A 16,550-nucleotide genomic window follows, 5' to 3' on the forward strand; every position below is an offset into this window, starting at 1 on the left:
GCTCGGCCGGGCGGCGATGGCGGGGCTGCGGTGCGGGGCCCGACCGGGCGGCGGGGGCTGGGCCGGGCCGCCCCGCCGAGCCGACAATGGGCCGGTGGAGATGACCCGAGACGAGTTCGAAGCCCTGGTCGGCGATGCGCTGGACCGCATTCCCGCCGAGTTGGCGAAGCTGATGGACAACGTCGCCGTCTTCGTGGAGGAGGAGCCCGACCCCGGCGACCCGGACCTGCTGGGCCTGTACGAGGGGACCCCGCTGACCGAGCGCGGCGAGTGGTACGCGGGGGTGCTGCCGGACCGGATCACCGTCTACCTCGGCCCGACGCTGCGGATCTGCGAGACCCGCGAGCAGGTGGTGCAGGAGGTCACCACCACCGTGATCCACGAGGTCGGCCACCACTTCGGCATCGACGACGAGCGGCTGCACGAACTCGGCTGGGCCTGACCCGCCCCGCCACGGCCCACCCCGGTGCGGCTCGGTGCGGCTCGGCCCGGGGCGCCGTATACCGGACGTACCCTCCGGGCATGCTCCCCACCATGGCCGCCGACCTCCGCAACCGCACGCGCGCCATGCTCCACCGAGCGCGCCGACCCCACCTGCCCCGCTCGCCCCGCTCCCCTCGTTCACCCCGCGCGCCCCGCTCTCCCCGCTTCTCCCCCGGCCTGCGGCGCGCCGTCGTGCTGGCTGCCGTCGCGGTGCTCGGCGGCTGGCTCGGCCTGGTGGTGGTCGGCAGTTCACCGGCGCGGGTCGGGCCGATGGAGACCCGGATGTCGCTCCACCCCGACCTCGGCGGCGGCAGCCGGATCGACATCGCCCCGCTGGGAGACCTGGAGTTGGACACCCACCGGGCCCCGCTGCGGCTGGACGTGGACGTACGGCGGCTGAACCCGGACGCCGCCCGGGCCATCGCCAGGAACCCGGCCCGCCTCGCCGGGTTGCAGGACGAGGTGGCCGTCGGGGTCGAGCACGGCATGCTGAAGCTGGGTCTGCGGTCCGCAGCCGCCGTCGCGGCCGGCGCCTGCACGCTCGGCCTGGTGATCTACCGCCGACCGCGCCGGGCACTGGCCGCCGCCGGGACCTCGCTCGGCCTGCTGGCGGCGACCTTCGGCGGGGCGGCGCTCAGCTGGAACCCCAAGTCCGTGCTGGAACCGCATTTCACCGGACTGCTGGCCGGCGCACCGCAGGTGGTGGGCAACGCCCGGTCCATCGTCAGCGACTTCGACGTCTACCGGCAGGAACTGGCCAAGCTGGTCACCAATGTGACCCGGCTGTACGACACCGCGACCACGCTGCCCGCCTACAACCCCGATCCGGGCACGGTGCGGGTACTGCATGTGTCCGACATCCACCTCAACCCCACCGCCTGGGACCTGATCCGCTCCGTGGTCGCCGACTACAAGATCGACGTCATCATCGACACCGGGGACCTGATGGACCACGGGTCCACCGCCGAGAACGCCTTCACCGACGAGATCCCGACCCTCGGCGCTCCCTACGTCTATGCGCGCGGCAACCACGACTCGGCGGAGAGTCAGGCGGCGGTGGCCCGTCAGAAGCACGCCATCGTGCTGGACAACGGGCGCGTCGCCACCGTGGCGGGGCTGCGCATCGCCGGGTGGGGCGATCCGCAGTTCACCCCGGACCGCTCGGTGGAGGTCGGCGGGGAGGCTGCCGAGGAGGCCATGGGCAGAGCCTTCGCCGCCAAGGTCGACGCCACCCGGCCGCCGCCGGACATCGCGGCCGTCCATGAGCCCACCGCCGCCCAGCAACTGGACGGGGCGGTGCCGCTGGTGCTGGCAGGCCACACCCATGTCCGCTCCACCAGGCTGCTGGACCACGGCACCCGGCTCTTCATCCAGGGCTCCACCGGCGGCTCCGGGCTGCGGGCGCTGGAGAGCAACCCCCCGACCCCGGTGGCCCTCTCGGTCCTGTACTTCGACCGGGTCAGCCACCGGCTCCAGGCGTGGGACGACATCACCCTCGGCGGGCTCGGCCGCACCACCGCGCAGATCGACCGGCACCTGGCCGATGAGTCCTCCACCCCCAGTCCGTCGCCCAGCCCGACGCCCAGCCCGGCCGGCAGCCTCTCCCCCGGCCTCTCCCCCGGCCTCTCCCCCGGTCCGTCCCACAGTCTGTCGCCCAGTCGGCCGGCGGCCTCCTCGGCCACGCGCTGACCAGGGCCGGGCCGCAGCAGCCGTGCGCGACAGGCCGCAATACGTTTTGGCGTTCCCGCCCGCCATCCCATATGCTTCTCGACGTCCCCGACGGCCGCAAGGAAGCCGGGTGGGCCCTAAAGCCCTCATCGTCTAGTGGCCCAGGACGCCGCCCTTTCAAGGCGGTAGCACGGGTTCGAATCCCGTTGGGGGCACCGCAGTACCCATACGCAGAGCCCATCTGCGTCACGAGGTCCCGTGGAGCAGTTGGTTAGCTCGCCACCCTGTCAAGGTGGAGGTCGCGGGTTCAAGTCCCGTCGGGATCGCTCATCCCCTACCCTGGGGATGCAGCAATGCAGTACGGCCAGGTAGCTCAGTTGGTACGAGCGTCCGCCTGAAAAGCGGAAGGTCGCCGGTTCGACCCCGGCCCTGGCCACTCCAGCATTACCGTGAGGCCCCCAGCGAGAGCACTTGCCGGGGGCTTTTCCGCGCTCCGGGCGCGGGCCCTGCGGCCGCCGACGGGGCGTCTGCCGCACACTGGCTGTGCTGTGACCGCGGCAGGCAGGCGGGCGGAAACCCGCGTGCGGCCGCCTGCCGTTTCTTGCGACTGTATGGGGATGCCCTCCGTGAGTGCTCCGTTCGCCGACCTCCAGGCCCGCCTGCCCGAGCTGATGCTGCGCGACCAGCGGCGGCTGGAAAGGCGGCTGGACGGTGCCCGCCGGGTGCGGAACCCGGAGGCGCGCGCCGGCGTCGCCGAGGAGATCGCCGCCGAGATCGGCAGGGCCGAGCTCCGGCTGGAGCAGCGCCGGGCCGCTGTGCCGAAGATCACCTATCCGGAAGAGCTGCCGGTCAGCCGGAAGAAGGACGACATCGCGGCGGCGATCCGGGACCACCAGGTGGTGATCGTCGCGGGTGAGACCGGGTCCGGCAAGACCACCCAGATCCCCAAGATCTGCCTGGAGCTGGGCCGTGGGCTGAAGGGCCTGGTGGGCCACACCCAGCCGCGCCGGATCGCCGCCCGCACGGTCGCCGAGCGGGTCGCCGAGGAGCTGGACACCCCGCTCGGCGAGGCCGTCGGCTGGAAGGTCCGCTTCACCGACCAGGTGGGGCAGGACACCCTGGTCAAGCTGATGACGGACGGCATCCTGCTGGCCGAGATCCAGACCGACCGCGAGCTGCGCCAGTACGACACCCTGATCATCGACGAGGCCCATGAGCGCAGCCTCAACATCGACTTCATCCTCGGCTACCTCAGGCAGCTGCTGCCGCGCCGCCCCGACCTCAAGGTCGTGATCACCTCCGCCACCATCGACCCGGAGCGCTTCTCGCGGCACTTCGGCGATGCCCCGATCATCGAGGTCTCCGGGCGGACCTACCCCGTGGAGGTCCGCTACCGCCCGATCGTGGAGGAGGGCGACGGCGGCGAGGAGGTCGAGCGGGACCGCGACCAGGTGCAGGCGATCTGCGACGCCGCAGTGGAGCTCCAGGCCGAGGGGCCGGGCGACATCCTGGTCTTCCTCTCCGGCGAGCGGGAGATCCGGGACACCGCCGACGCGCTGAACCGGCTGGGGCTGCGGAACACCGAGGTGCTGCCGCTGTACGCCCGGCTCTCCTCGGCCGAGCAGCACCGGGTCTTCCAGTCGCACCGCGGCCGGCGGATCGTGCTGGCCACCAATGTCGCCGAGACCTCGCTGACCGTCCCGGGCATCAAGTACGTCATCGACCCGGGCACCGCCCGCATCTCCCGCTACAGCCACCGCACCAAGGTGCAGCGGCTGCCCATCGAGGCGGTCAGCCAGGCCAGCGCCAACCAGCGCAAGGGCCGCTGCGGGCGCACCTCGGACGGCATCTGCATCCGGCTCTACTCGGAGGAGGACTTCCTCTCCCGGCCGGAGTTCACCGACGCGGAGATCCTGCGCACCAACCTGGCGTCGGTCATCCTCCAGATGACCGCGGCCGGGCTCGGCGACATCGCGGCCTTCCCCTTCATCGACCCGCCGGACTCCCGCAACATCCGGGACGGCGTCAACCTGCTGCATGAGCTGGGCGCGCTCGACCCCGCGCAGAAGGACCCGCGCAAGCGCCTCACCCAGCTCGGCCGCAAACTGGCCCAGCTGCCGGTGGACCCGCGCCTGGCCCGGATGGTGCTGGAGGCCGACCGCAACGGCTGTGTGCGGGAGGTCATGGTGATCGCGGCGGCGCTCTCCATCCAGGACCCGAGGGAGCGGCCCAGCGAGAAGAAGCAGGCGGCGGACGAGCGGCACCGCCGGTTCGCCGACGAGACCTCCGACTTCCTCGCCTACCTCAACCTCTGGCGCTATGTCCGGGAGCAGCAGAAGGAGCTCTCGTCCTCCGCCTTCCGCCGGATGTGCAGGACCGAGTTCCTCAACTACCTGCGCATACGGGAGTGGCAGGACATCTACACCCAGCTGCGTACGGTCGCCAAGCAGCTGGGCGTCCACATCACCGAGCCCGAGCCGGGCGCGGAGCCGGACTCCCAGCGCATCCACACCTCGCTGCTGGCGGGCCTGCTCTCGCACATCGGCCTGATGGATGTGGAGAAGCGCGAGTACGTCGGCGCCCGGGGTGCCCGCTTCGCGGTCTTCCCCGGTTCGGGGCTCTTCAAGAAGCCGCCGCGCTGGGTGATGTCCGCCGAACTGGTGGAGACCTCCCGGCTGTGGGCGCGGATCAACGCGAAGATCGAGCCCGAGTGGGTGGAGCCGCTCGCCGGACACCTGGTCAAGCACACCTACAGCGAGCCGCACTGGGAGAAGAAGGCCGGCGCGGTCCTCGCCTACGAGAAGGTGACGCTGTACGGCATCCCGATCGTCGCCCAGCGCAAGGTCAACTACGGCCGGATCGACCCGGAGCTCTGCCGGGAGCTCTTCATCCGCAACGCCCTGGTGGAGGGCGACTGGGAGACCCACCACCGGTTCTTCGCCGACAACCGGAGGCTGCTCTCCGAGGTGGAGGAGCTGGAGAACCGGGCCCGCCGCCGCGACATCATGGTCGACGACGAGACCCTGTTCGACTTCTACGACCAGCGGCTGCCGGAGGACGTGGTCTCGGCCCGCCACTTCGACTCCTGGTGGAAGCAGGCCCGGCGCGACCAGCCGGACCTGCTGAACTTCGAGAAGTCGATGCTGATCAACGAGGCGGCGGGCGGGGTCGCCGAGGAGGACTACCCCGACCACTGGCACCAGGGGAAGCTGCGCTTCCGGCTGACGTACCAGTTCGAGCCGGGCAGCGACGCCGACGGTGTCACCGTGCACCTCCCGCTGCCGGTGCTCAACCAGGTCTCCTCCGAGGGCTTCGACTGGCAGATCCCGGGACTGCGCGCGGAGCTGGTCACCGCGCTGATCCGCTCGCTGCCCAAGGCGGTGCGCCGCAACTTCGTCCCGGCGCCGGACTTCGCCAAGGCCGTGCTGGGCAGGCTCACCGCCCGTCAGGAGCCTCTGCTGCCCGCCCTGGAGCGGGAGCTGCGGCGGATGACCGGGATCACGATCCCGCCGGAGGCATGGGGGCAGACACCGGTACCGGACCATCTCCAGATCACCTTCCGTGTGGTGGACGAGCGCCGCCGCAAGCTCGCCGAGTCCAAGGACCTGGAGGAGCTGCGACTGCGGCTCAAACCGAAGCTCAAGGCCACCCTCTCCTCGGCCGCCTCCGGCCAGGGGCTGGAGCAGCAGGGGCTGACCGCCTGGCCGACCGGTACGCCGTCGCTGCCGCGCACCTTCGAGCGGCGCAGCCGGGGCCACGCCATCCGCGCCTATCCGGCGCTGGCCGATGACGGCGGCTCCGTGGCGGTGCGGCTCTTCGACACGCGGGAGGAGCAGGCGCACGCCATGTGGGCGGGCACCCGTCGGCTGCTGGTGCTGACCACCCCCTCCCCGGTGAAGTCGATTCAGGGCAGGCTCGGCAACCAGGCCAAGCTCGCGCTGGCGAACAACCCGCACGGCGGCGTCGCCGTGCTCTTCGACGACATCGTCTCCTGTGCCACTGACAAGCTGGTCGCGGAGGCCGGCGGACCGGCGTGGGACGAGGAGGCGTTCGGGCGGCTGCGGGACCAGGTACGGGCGGAGCTGTACGACACCGCCGCGGACACCACCCTGAAGACCGCCTCGGCGCTGATCGCCTTCCAGCGGGCCACCAACCGGCTGAAGGCGGTCTCCAGCCCGGTGCTGCTGCCGGCGGTGTCGGATGTCCGGGCGCAGTTGGCGGCGCTGATCCACCCCGGTTTCGTCACCGCGACCGGCTGGGGGCGGCTGCCCGACCTCAAGCGCTATCTGCTGGCCGCCGAGCGCCGGCTGGAGGCGCTTCCGGACCACCCCCAGCGGGACCTCCAGCACCTCCGGCGGGTGCAGCAGCTCCAGGAGGAGTACGCGGAGCTGCTGGCGGCCGTACCGGCCGGGCAGCGGCCCTCTGCGGAGGTGGTGCAGATCCGCTGGATGCTGGAGGAGCTGCGGGTGAGCTTCTTCGCGCAGACCCTGGGTACGCCGACGCCGATCTCGGAGAAGCGGATCGCCAAGGCGATGGACCGGGCGGCGACCGCCTGATCCGGGGGCCCCGGGAGGTCGTTCGACCTGGGGCCCCACATGCAGTAACATCTCTCTTGTCGCCGCGCGAGCAGCGACAATCCGATCCTGGTCCCGTGGAGCAGTTGGTTAGCTCGCCACCCTGTCAAGGTGGAGGTCGCGGGTTCAAGTCCCGTCGGGATCGCAACAGGCGAGAGGCCCGGAGCCGAAAGGTTCCGGGCCTCTCGCTGTTGGTGCGCGCGCGGCAGTGTCCGGCGGATTACCCGCCGTTCGGCGGGTACGACGGCCGACGGAGCCGATGTACTGTCGGGCGGGCCCGAACGCACCCCGGGGCTGAGGTCTGGACCATTAGCGGATGCCGATGGACCGCACAAGAGGCTCGGCAGTGTGACGGGTGTCACTGAAGTTCCCACCAGGACGGGTTCCGCAGACCCCTCCCTGAGGCACTCAGATTTAACATATGAAATTTCACAGGGGCCTCGGCAGGGCATCGACGGCGCCCCGGAAACGCCAAGAGGCCGCATCGGACCCGGCGGAGTCCGATACGACCTCTTCAGCAATACGACTGGGACCCTGAGTTCCCGACCCCTGGGAGCCGGACGCTTCGCTGGCGTGCCGACCACCCGTAGGCCCGGGAAGGGCCGCCGTCGAGGCGTCAGGCCTCGCTGCGCTGTTGCGGGATGCCCGCAAGCAGGGCGCGGACCTCTGCCTCCCGGTAGCGGCGGTGCCCGCCGAGCGTGCGGATCGACGTCAGCTTGCCGGCCTTGGCCCAACGCGTAACCGTCTTAGGGTCCACGCGGAACATGGTGGCGACCTCAGCCGGCGTCAGCAGCGGCTCGGCGTCAGGGGTGCGAGCGGTCATGAGCGGCCTCCTCGGGAGAACCGAACCAACACGGTTCTTTCCTTCAAATTCTGCACCTTGACCCGCGATGCCCGAAATGGCATACACGGGCCGAGTCGGTAATAGGACGAACGGCTTGTCCTCGGGACTACAACTACACCATCCGTCCAGCCCCATCGGCCAAACCGCCGGAATTGGCACCTCACAGGGCCAAGGACGGCGGATGACGATGGACCGGGCCATAGCGGACAGTCACCCCATAGTGACGATCGGTCATGGCTCCGTCAGGACGGACCGCTCCCCGCAAAGACCTCATCCCCCCTTGGATCCACCCAAAAGTGGGCACATCCGCCGACAGCAGGTCTGGTTGTCCTATTTTGGCACATAGGGGGTACTTCACGTCAACGGTGAGTAAAGTCACCTTGACCGCCCATTGACCCAAACCCGGACCCAGCCCCCGGAACATGTGAAGCGCACCCTGCCGTGCCGATACGCAGGATGCCACGCATGTCCGACGAGTCCGCAGGTTCAGACCTGGCGCGATCCGGCACTGGCGGGAAACCGCCACTCGCCGACCTCGCCACTCAGTTCGCGTACAGCCGCTCCCGCACCGCACGCCACCGCTCGGTCACCGTGCGGTACACCACCCCGGCCCGGGTGCCGTCCCCCGCCCGCAGCGCCGCGATGCCCTCCGCCACCTCCGCCGCCGACCGGTCCTCGGCCAGCCGCTGCTCCGGGATCGCATGCACCAGGCCGCCGTAGTCCAGCTCCACCAGCGAGCGCGGATGGAACTCCTCCAGCCAGCGGCCCACCTGCTCCACTCCGGAGACCAGCGGGCCCTCCTCCAGGTTCTCCCGCAGCACCCGGTAGCCCCGGGCCAGCCGCCGCCGCGCCTGCGCCATCGGCGTCAGGTAGTAGAGCGCGGGCGGCGCGCTCCGCCGGTCGCCGCTGTCCGCCCCTTCCGGTGCGGAGGGCGTGGAGGGCGGAGAGAGCCGAGAGGGCGCCGCCGTGGGCGGTGCGGGCGGCAGCGACGGGGAGAAGTGCCGGTCGTCCTCGGAGAAGAGCAGGAACCACCGCACCGGGACATGCCAGGTCCTGGTCAGGATCCACGGCCGGGTGTCCGGGTGGTCGCCCCGCCAGCGCTCCCAGTCCGCCTCGGCCTGCTCCCGCACCGCAGGCGGCAGCACCGCGTCCAGCAGCGGCGCCGGAAGGTCCTCCTTCAGCTCCTCCAGCGCCAGCCAGCTGCGCAGCCGGATCCGCGAGGGGCAGACATAGGTCACCCCGTCCGCCACCCGCACCAGCGCGTCCCGGCTCTCCCGCTCCGGCAGCGCCTTGGGGGTCACCGTCACCAGCTCGGCCAGGCTGCGGCGGCGCTCGTCCAACGCGGAGGGCGCGGTGTCGGGCGAGGCCGCGTACGCGCCGCGCTGCGCCGCGTACGCCTGCCAGTGGGCCCGCTCCGCCTCCGGGAAGGCAGCCAGCGGCTCGTACACACGCAGATAGGCGGCGTACGGGGGGAGTACCGAGGTGCGCACGGCAGTCACGCAAGGCATCGTCGCACGCGCCGGACGGCCCAGGGGAGGGAAGGGCAGGGTTCCCCGGGCGTCCGGCGGGGTGACTTCACGCCCGCCGCATACCCCTGCCCGCCTCCCAGGACCTACGCTTCGGTGCAGGCGCCCGCACCCACAGCAGCGGGCCGTACACACGGGAGTCACCACCGTGACCGACGTACACCAGGAGTCCACCCCGTCCACCCGAGCAGGGGTGCTCAGCCGCATCTTCGGAACCGAGTCGGAAGGGGCGCCGGGCGACGGCCATGAGCAGATCGTGCTCTGCCACGACCGCCACTCCGGCCTGAAGGCGGTCATCGCCATCCACTCCACCGCCCTCGGCCCGGCCCTCGGCGGGACGCGCTTCTACCCGTACGCCTCCGAGGAGGAGGCCGTGCAGGATGCGCTCAACCTCTCGCGCGGCATGTCGTACAAGAACGCGCTTGCAGGTCTGGATCACGGCGGCGGCAAGGCCGTGATCATCGGCGACCCGAACGAGATCAAGACCGAGGCGCTGCTGCGCGCCTACGGCCGCTTTGTGCAGTCGCTGCACGGGCGCTACATCACCGCCTGCGACGTCGGCACCTATGTCGCCGACATGGACGTGATCGCCCGCGAGTGCGACTGGGTCACCGGCCGCTCGCCCGAGCAGGGCGGCGCGGGCGACTCCTCGGTGCTCACCGCCTACGGCGTCTTCCAGGGCATGCGGGCCAGCGCCCAGCACCGCTGGGGCGCCCCGACGCTGCGCGGGCGCCGGGTCGGCGTGGCCGGTGTCGGCAAGGTCGGCCACCACCTGGTGCAGCACCTGGTGGAGGACGGCGCCACGGTGCTGATCACCGACCTCAACGAGGCGTCGATCGCCCGGGTGCGCGCCGCGCACCCGCAGGTCGAGGTGGTCGCGGACGCCGATGCGCTGATCCGCGCCGACCTGGACGTCTACGCGCCCTGCGCGCTCGGCGGCGCGCTCGACGACACCACCGTGCCCGCGCTGACCGCGTCGGTGGTCTGCGGCGCGGCCAACAACCAGCTCGCCCACCCCGGCGTGGAGAAGGACCTGGCCGACCGGGGCATCCTCTACGCGCCCGACTACGTGGTGAACGCCGGCGGTGTGATCCAGGTGGCCGACGAGATCAACGGGTTCTCCTTCGAGCGGGCCCGCACCAAGGCGTCGAAGATCTTCGACACCACCCTGGAGATCTTCGCGCTGGCGACCTCGGACGGCGTCCCGCCGGCGGTCGCCGCCGACCGGCTCGCCGAGCGGCGGATGTCGGAGGTCGGCCGGCTGCGGACGATCCTGCTGCCGGACAGCCATCGCGGCTAGCCGAGCGGATGTGTGATCCGTCACCGGTGCGGCGGCCCGAAGCGGGGCGCCGCACCGGTGGCGTGCCCGAGCCCGACCCGGCGCAAACGAGAACGGGATTCTTGTCCGATGGCTCCGTACGGGCGAGGCAAGGCCCTCTGGCGGGGGATAATCGGTCTTCGCAGAGGGGCTGGAGGGCTGCTCCGACCTCTCTGCGAAAGCCGTCGGTTACCCTCGTGACCAGGAACGACGTAGTCGCGAGGCAGGGTACCCCGCGCCACGTGGCACGGGCGGCGTACCGTCCGGCGACGGAAGCAGGTACCGTTGTTGCTCTAAGGAGCGGTTCTCTCGGTTCGGAGAGGCCGTTCCCGAACATGAACGCGTGTCAGACTCGGGGCCGTGAGCCCCGTCGTTGAGGGGGTCGACCCATGGGGCGCGGCCGGGCCAAGGCCAAGCAGACGAAGGTCGCCCGCCAGCTGAAGTACAACAGCGGCGGCTTCGACGCTTCCCGACTGTCCCAGGAGCTGGGCGTACCGTCGAAGGAGCCGGCGCCGACCAGCGGCGAGCCGTTCGAGGACGATGACGAGGACGACCCGTACGCGGCGTATGCGGACTACTACGCCGACGGGGACGACGAGGACGACAGCCGTTCCCGCCGGGGCGCCTAGCCCCCACGCCGGTTCGGACCTCGTACCGGTCCGGGGTTCCGCACCCCGGACCGGACCTTGGCATCTCTGCGGTCTTCTCCGCTGCCCCGCCGCCGGTCAGCCTGCGGTGGGGTAGCTGTTGTAGAGCGTGGCGCCGGTCTCGTGCTCGGCGGTGCGCTCCACGACATCACCGAGCAGCCACGCCTCCACGTCGCGGTCGGCGAGCACCGAGAGCACCACGTCCACGGACTCCGGCGGCACCACGGCGACCATGCCGACGCCCATGTTGAGGGTCTTCTCGACCTCCGGCACGGCCACCCGGCCGACCTCGGCGACGGTCTGGAAGACCGGCAGCGGAGTCCAGGTGCCACGGTCCAGGCGGGCGTGCAGATGGTCCGGGACGACCCGGGCCAGGTTGGCGGCCAGGCCGCCGCCGGTCACGTGCGAGAAGGCGTGCACCTCGGCGGCGCGGGCCACCGCGAGGCAGTCCAGCGAGTAGATCCGGGTGGGCTCCAGCAGCTCCTCCCCCAGGGTGCGGCCGAACTCCGGGACCTCCCGGTCCAGCTGCCAGCCGGCCTGCTCCAGCAGCACATGGCGGACCAGCGAGTAGCCGTTGGAGTGCAGCCCCGAGGCGGCCATCGCGATCACCACGTCGCCCGCCCGGACCCGGTCGGCGCCCAGCAGGGCGTCGGCCTCCACCACACCGGTGCCGGCCCCGGCCACGTCGTACTCGTCCGGGCCGAGCAGCCCCGGGTGCTCGGCCGTCTCGCCGCCGACCAGGGCGCAGCCGGCCAGCACACAGCCCTCGGCGATGCCCTTGACCACGGCCGCGATGCGCTCGGGGTGCACCTTGCCGGTGGCGATGTAGTCGGTCATGAAGAGCGGCTCGGCGCCGCAGACCACCAGGTCGTCCACGACCATGCCGACCAGGTCGTGCCCGATGGTGTCGTGCCGGTCCATCGCCTGGGCGATGGCGACCTTGGTGCCCACCCCGTCGGTGGAGGTGGCCAGCATCGGCCGCTCGTACCGCTTGAGGGCGGAGGCGTCGAAGAGCCCGGCGAAACCGCCGATGGAGCCGACCACCTCGGGGCGGGTCGCCTTGGCGACCCACTGCTTCATCAGCTCGACGGCGCGGTCGCCGGCCTCGATGTCCACGCCGGCGGCCGCGTAGGTGGCGCCGGGGGCGTCCGTCCGGGCAGCGGCGGGGGAGGTCTGTTCGGTCACGGGAGCGGCCCTCTCGGGTCGGGGGAGTGGTGCGTGTGTGCGGGTGCGGCGCCGCGGGCCCGCACCGGCTCGGTACGGGCCCGCCGCGGCGGCTACGGGCGGCGCAGCGCGTCGGCGGCGCCGGCGCCGCCGAGCAGGCTCTGCACGCCGTCCAGGTCGGTCAGCTGCGCGGCCGCCTTGCCACGGGTGGCGCTCTGCTGCCGGCCGGAGGCGATCTCGGCCTCCAGGAGGTGCTTGCCCAGCAGCTGCGGGTCGGGCAGCTCCATCGGGTACTCACCGTCGAAGCAGGCCCGGCAGAGCCGGTCCTTGGGCTGGGTGGTGGCCTCCACCATGCCCTCGATGGAGATGAAGGCGAGCGAGTCGGCGCCGAGGGACTTGCCGATCTCCTCGACGCTGAGGCCGTTGGCGATCAGCTCGGCCCGGGTGGCGAAGTCGATGCCGAAGAAGCAGGGCCACTTGATCGGCGGCGAGGAGATCCGGATGTGGACCTCGGCGGCGCCGGCCTCGCGGAGCATCCGCACCAGGGCCCGCTGGGTGTTGCCACGGACGATCGAGTCGTCCACGACCACCAGCCGCTTCCCGGCGATGACCTCCTTGAGCGGGTTGAGCTTGAGGCGGATGCCCAGCTGCCGGATGGTCTGGCTGGGCTGGATGAAGGTACGGCCGACATAGGCGTTCTTCACCAGGCCGGAGCCGTAGGGGATGCCGCTGGCCTCGGCGTAGCCGATCGCGGCCGGGGTGCCGGACTCCGGGGTCGCTATCACCATGTCCGCCTCGGCCGGGGCCTCGGCGGCGAGCCGGCGGCCCATCTCCACCCGGGAGAGGTGCACATTGCGGCCTGCGATGGTGGTGTCCGGGCGGGCCAGGTAGACGTACTCGAAGACGCAGCCCTTGGGCCTGGCCTCGGCGAAGCGGGTGGCCCGCATGCCGTTCTCGTCCACGGCGATCAGCTCGCCGGGCTCCACCTCGCGGATGAAGCTGGCACCGACGATGTCCAGGGCGGCGGTCTCGGAGGCGATCACCCAGCCACGCTCCAGCCGGCCCAGCACCAGCGGGCGGATGCCCTGCGGGTCGCGGGCGGCGTAGAGGGTGTGCTCGTCCATGAAGACGAGCGAGAAGGCGCCCTTGACGGACGGCAGCACCTGGCGGGCCGTCTCCTCGATGGAGAGGTCCGGGTGGCCGGCCAGCAGCGCGGTCACCAGGTCGGTGTCGTTGGTCGCCGCACTGCGGCCGGAGCGGGAGACATGCTCCTCGCCCGGCAGCTCGGCGACCATCCGGGCCAGCTCGGCGGTGTTGACCAGGTTGCCGTTGTGGCCGAGGGCCAGCGAGCCGTTGGCGGTCGCCCGGAAGGTCGGCTGCGCGTTCTCCCACACCGAGGAACCGGTGGTGGAGTAGCGGGCGTGACCCACGGCGATATGGCCGTTGAGGGAACCGAGGGAGGTCTCGTCGAAGACCTGGGAAACCAGGCCCATGTCCTTGAAGACCAGGATCTGGGAGCCGTTGCTCACTGCGATGCCCGCGGACTCCTGTCCGCGGTGTTGCAGGGCGTACAGCCCGAAGTAGGTGAGTTTGGCGACCTCTTCGCCCGGGGCCCAGACTCCGAAGACGCCGCAAGCGTCCTGGGGGCCTTTCTCGCCGGGAAGGAGATCGTGGTTGAGTCGTCCGTCACCACGTGGCACGTCTTCGAGTCTAGGGCAGGGTGCGGGGCCCGGCCGAACGGGGGACGGCCAATCTGCTCGATGACGCGCGTAGACAGCGGGTGGGCAGCGGGTGGACACCACTCCGACCAGGCCGTGGACCACCGCCGGGCCCGGTCGGCGGCCGGTCGGCCATGACCCTGGTCACATCCACGGCCGATGGGCTCGGAGGCACCCTTCCGGGTGGTTTGGGGCGGTTTTCCTACCGGCTCCGATGTCGATCGCTTTACGGTGGCTCCGGACTGACCGACGTGGCGGGGTGGGCACGCGGTCGCGTCCGCACCTCCCGCGTCACCGACGACGGGGGGACCCACCATGACCACCGGTTCACCGGGCGAACTGCTCCGGCTCGCGGCACGGCTGCGGCGGCTCGCCGAGGACATGGACGGCTGCGCACAGCACCTGGGCGCCGAGGCGGCGCCCGCCGACCTCCGGCGGCGACTACGGCGGCATCTGCGCTCCGCACTGGCCGGCGCCGACCGGCTGCGGCACGCCTCGGCCGCGACCGAGGCATACGCACACCGGCTGGCGGCCGTGCTGGACCACCGGGCCGAGCTGGCGGAAGCGGCTCGGCGACGTCGGTGGGCGGCGCACCGGCGGATGGCGGTGGCCGTCCCCGCCGGGGCGGTGGCGCGATGAGCACGCAACCGAGCCTGCCGGGCCCCGCCTGGACGGCTGCGGCCGACACCGTAAGGGAGACCGTCCGCCGGACCAGGGAAGCCACCCGGGAGCCCGCACTGAGCGGCGGGGCCGCCGCCCTCTGCCCGGCCGAGGCCCAGCGGGTCAGGCAACTGCTGCGGCGCGTACTGGACGACCAGCGGGACGGCCTGTCCGCCCTCGCCGACGACCTGGCCAGGGACGCCGCCCGACTGACCCGCCTCACCCGCACGGCACCACCCGGGCTGCGCCGCAATGCGTCGGCCATGCGGCGGGGGCGACGCCTCACCAGCCACCACCCCTCGCACAGCGGCCACGAGCCCGCCGACGACACGGCCGATCCGCCGACCCCCCAGCCCGGCGCCTCCACCCCCGAGGCACGCCCTCACCTCGGCAGAACGACCACAACCCAACCCCACGACCGCACCGACGCCACCGCCCGCCGGACACGACCCCATCCCGGCAGAGCGGCAACGAACCCCGGCCGGAGGGTCGGGCCATCAGGCGCTGGGGGCCGGGGCCGCGCCTGCCGAGGGCAGCAGCGCGCGGCGGGCCTGGTGGGCGGGGGCGGTCTTGGGGGCGCCGGTGGAGAGGCCCGCCAGCGGATCGGTACCGGCGGGCGCGACGGTGACGCCCAGGCACGCCCCAACCCCGGCAGGGCCGACACCACTACCCCCGCCGACACCACCACCCCCGAGGCACGCCCCCGACCCGGCGGAGCCGACACCGCTACCCCCACCAACACCACCATCCCCGGGGCACACCCCGACCCCGGCAGGGCCGACACCGCTACCCCCACCGACACCACCACCCCCGAGGCACGCCCCCGCTCCGGCGGAGCCGACACCGCTACCCCCACCAACACCACCACCCCCGGGGCACGCCCCCGCTCCGGCGGAGCCGTGGGGGGCCGGCGGGGCCGCGTGGGGGGCTCAGCGCAGTACCGGGAGGTGGCCGGAGAGGTCGCTCCGCTCGCCGCTGGCGGTGACCGCCCCGGTCTCGACGGCGTCGGCCCAGGCGGTGCGGCCGGTCGCCAGGCGGATCCAGGTGAGCGGATCGGTCTCCACCACATTGGGCGGGGTCCCACGGGTGTGCCGTGGGCCTTCCACGCACTGCACCACGGCATAGGGCGGCACCCGCAGCTCGACCGCCCCGCCGGGGGCCGCCTCGGCGAGCGTGTCCGCGAGCAGCCGGGTCGCCGAGGCCAGCGCCTGCCGGTCGTGCCGGAAGTCCTCCGGGGCGGCCAGCGGGTTGGCCACACCCTGTGCACGGGCCGCCCGGCCGACCGCCTCCGCCAGGTCGTCGGCGTGGACGACGGTCTCCAGCAGCCGGGTCACCAGGTAGTCGGCCAGCCGGATCGGCCCGAACCGGATGGCGATGCGGCGAGTGGGATCGGCCGCCTCCGGCCCGGCCAGGATCTCCAGCAGGGAGTCGGCAGCGGTGTCCAACCGCCCGGCCACGGCCTCCGATGTGACCTCCGGCCGGTGCTGCGGCCCCTGGGCGATGTCTGCGGCGGCCGTCCGGGTCACCCGGGCCCAGCCGGTCAGGGTCAGCGGCTCGCCGTCCGGTACCGGGTCGTCCAGATGGCGCGGCACCCAGTCCAGGACGAAACCCAGGTGCATGATCAGGTCCCGCACCGTCCAGTCGCCCAGCCGGGTCGGCGCGGCCAGCAGGGCCTCCGCCCGTGGGTGCGCGCACAGGCTGTGGACGGCGGTGCGCAGCTCCTCCGTCTGGGCGGCCAGTGCGGCCCGGACCCGGGCCGGGTCATAGCTTCGGATACGGCGGGACCCCTTGCGGGCGCTGGGCTGCGGCATGCGCCGAGCCTAGCCACCCCGGGTCGGGCGGCCATTGCACACACGGAACCGGCGGGAGACCGGAGACGGCCAGGCCCTCCGGCGCGCGGTGGCCGCCGCACGCCGAAGGGCGGCCCGCCCGTTCGGATGGGCCGCCC

General features: G+C 72.2%; 11 protein-coding genes and 4 tRNA genes. 10 read left to right on the plus strand and 5 right to left on the minus strand.

What is annotated here, in order from left to right:
* Nucleotides 1–100 precede the first annotated feature (100 nt).
* The 7 genes from C7M71_RS14140 (at nucleotide 101) to C7M71_RS14170 (ending at nucleotide 6,870) form a co-directional block, all read left to right on the plus strand.
* Nucleotides 101–442, plus strand: coding sequence for a metallopeptidase family protein (locus C7M71_RS14140; RefSeq protein WP_194104089.1), 342 nt, complete (start codon nucleotides 101–103; stop codon nucleotides 440–442).
* 80 nt (nucleotides 443–522) lie between these two features.
* Nucleotides 523–2,172 (plus strand): metallophosphoesterase family protein, encoded by a 1,650-nt coding sequence (locus C7M71_RS14145; protein ID WP_229758715.1) that lies wholly within the window; start codon nucleotides 523–525, stop codon nucleotides 2,170–2,172.
* 121 nt (nucleotides 2,173–2,293) lie between these two features.
* Nucleotides 2,294–2,366: transfer RNA gene (locus tag C7M71_RS14150), tRNA-Glu, on the plus strand.
* Between the two features lie 37 nt (nucleotides 2,367–2,403).
* Nucleotides 2,404–2,477, plus strand: a tRNA-Asp gene (locus C7M71_RS14155).
* A 36-nt stretch (nucleotides 2,478–2,513) separates the two neighbouring features.
* Nucleotides 2,514–2,587 (plus strand) — tRNA-Phe (locus tag C7M71_RS14160).
* Between the two features lie 181 nt (nucleotides 2,588–2,768).
* A complete protein-coding gene (hrpA, locus tag C7M71_RS14165; protein WP_111492057.1) occupies nucleotides 2,769–6,707 on the plus strand; it encodes an ATP-dependent RNA helicase HrpA in 3,939 nt (1,312 codons plus the stop codon).
* Nucleotides 6,708–6,796: 89 nt separating this feature from the next.
* A tRNA-Asp gene (locus C7M71_RS14170) sits at nucleotides 6,797–6,870 on the plus strand.
* A gap of 471 nt (nucleotides 6,871–7,341) precedes the next feature.
* On the opposite strand, the gene bldC is transcribed toward C7M71_RS14170, so the two are convergent.
* Together bldC and C7M71_RS14180 are read right to left on the minus strand one after the other, a co-directional pair.
* Complete coding sequence (gene bldC / locus C7M71_RS14175; protein WP_003949541.1) at nucleotides 7,342–7,548, minus strand: developmental transcriptional regulator BldC; 207 nt, start codon at nucleotides 7,546–7,548, stop codon at nucleotides 7,342–7,344.
* Nucleotides 7,549–8,111: 563 nt separating this feature from the next.
* Nucleotides 8,112–9,077, minus strand: coding sequence for a hypothetical protein (locus tag C7M71_RS14180; RefSeq protein WP_111492056.1), 966 nt, complete (start codon nucleotides 9,075–9,077; stop codon nucleotides 8,112–8,114).
* A 166-nt stretch (nucleotides 9,078–9,243) separates the two neighbouring features.
* On the opposite strand from C7M71_RS14180, the gene C7M71_RS14185 reads away from it, so the two are divergent.
* Nucleotides 9,244–10,395, plus strand: a complete 1,152-nt coding sequence (locus tag C7M71_RS14185) for a Glu/Leu/Phe/Val dehydrogenase dimerization domain-containing protein (protein WP_407675898.1) — start codon at nucleotides 9,244–9,246, stop codon at nucleotides 10,393–10,395.
* 407 nt (nucleotides 10,396–10,802) lie between these two features.
* A complete protein-coding gene (locus C7M71_RS14190) occupies nucleotides 10,803–11,042 on the plus strand; it encodes a DUF3073 domain-containing protein (protein ID WP_111492055.1) in 240 nt (79 codons plus the stop codon).
* Between the two features lie 96 nt (nucleotides 11,043–11,138).
* On the opposite strand, the gene purM is transcribed toward C7M71_RS14190, so the two are convergent.
* Nucleotides 11,139–12,245, minus strand: a complete 1,107-nt coding sequence (gene purM / locus C7M71_RS14195) for a phosphoribosylformylglycinamidine cyclo-ligase (RefSeq protein WP_111492054.1) — start codon at nucleotides 12,243–12,245, stop codon at nucleotides 11,139–11,141.
* 92 nt (nucleotides 12,246–12,337) lie between these two features.
* Nucleotides 12,338–13,924, minus strand: a complete 1,587-nt coding sequence (gene purF, locus C7M71_RS14200) for an amidophosphoribosyltransferase (protein WP_111492053.1) — start codon at nucleotides 13,922–13,924, stop codon at nucleotides 12,338–12,340.
* A 333-nt stretch (nucleotides 13,925–14,257) separates the two neighbouring features.
* On the opposite strand from purF, the gene C7M71_RS14205 reads away from it, so the two are divergent.
* The gene (locus C7M71_RS14205; protein ID WP_111492052.1) at nucleotides 14,258–14,581 is read left to right on the plus strand and encodes a hypothetical protein; all 324 of its coding nucleotides are present in this window, start codon (nucleotides 14,258–14,260) and stop codon (nucleotides 14,579–14,581) included.
* Nucleotides 14,582–15,531: 950 nt separating this feature from the next.
* Here the strand turns inward: C7M71_RS14205 and C7M71_RS14210 are convergent.
* Nucleotides 15,532–16,413 (minus strand): sterol carrier family protein, encoded by an 882-nt coding sequence (locus tag C7M71_RS14210; RefSeq protein ID WP_111494055.1) that lies wholly within the window; start codon nucleotides 16,411–16,413, stop codon nucleotides 15,532–15,534.
* Nucleotides 16,414–16,550: the final 137 nt, after the last annotated feature.

It is taken from the genome of Peterkaempfera bronchialis (genome assembly GCF_003258605.2).
GTDB lineage: Bacteria > Actinomycetota > Actinomycetes > Streptomycetales > Streptomycetaceae > Peterkaempfera > Peterkaempfera bronchialis.

Excerpts from the sequence above, each read along its gene's own strand:
- bldC (WP_003949541.1), bottom strand. The coding sequence starts at position 7,548 with ATGACCGCTCGCACCCCTGACGCCGAGCCGCTGCTGACGCCGGCTGAG.
- C7M71_RS14180 (WP_111492056.1), bottom strand. The coding sequence starts at position 9,077 with ATGCCTTGCGTGACTGCCGTGCGCACCTCGGTACTCCCCCCGTACGCC.
- C7M71_RS14210 (WP_111494055.1), bottom strand. The coding sequence starts at position 16,413 with ATGCCGCAGCCCAGCGCCCGCAAGGGGTCCCGCCGTATCCGAAGCTAT.
- C7M71_RS14145 (WP_229758715.1), top strand. The coding sequence starts at position 523 with ATGCTCCCCACCATGGCCGCCGACCTCCGCAACCGCACGCGCGCCATG.
- hrpA (WP_111492057.1), top strand. The coding sequence starts at position 2,769 with ATGCCCTCCGTGAGTGCTCCGTTCGCCGACCTCCAGGCCCGCCTGCCC.
- C7M71_RS14140 (WP_194104089.1), top strand. The coding sequence starts at position 101 with ATGACCCGAGACGAGTTCGAAGCCCTGGTCGGCGATGCGCTGGACCGC.
- C7M71_RS14205 (WP_111492052.1), top strand. The coding sequence starts at position 14,258 with ATGACCACCGGTTCACCGGGCGAACTGCTCCGGCTCGCGGCACGGCTG.
- C7M71_RS14190 (WP_111492055.1), top strand. The coding sequence starts at position 10,803 with ATGGGGCGCGGCCGGGCCAAGGCCAAGCAGACGAAGGTCGCCCGCCAG.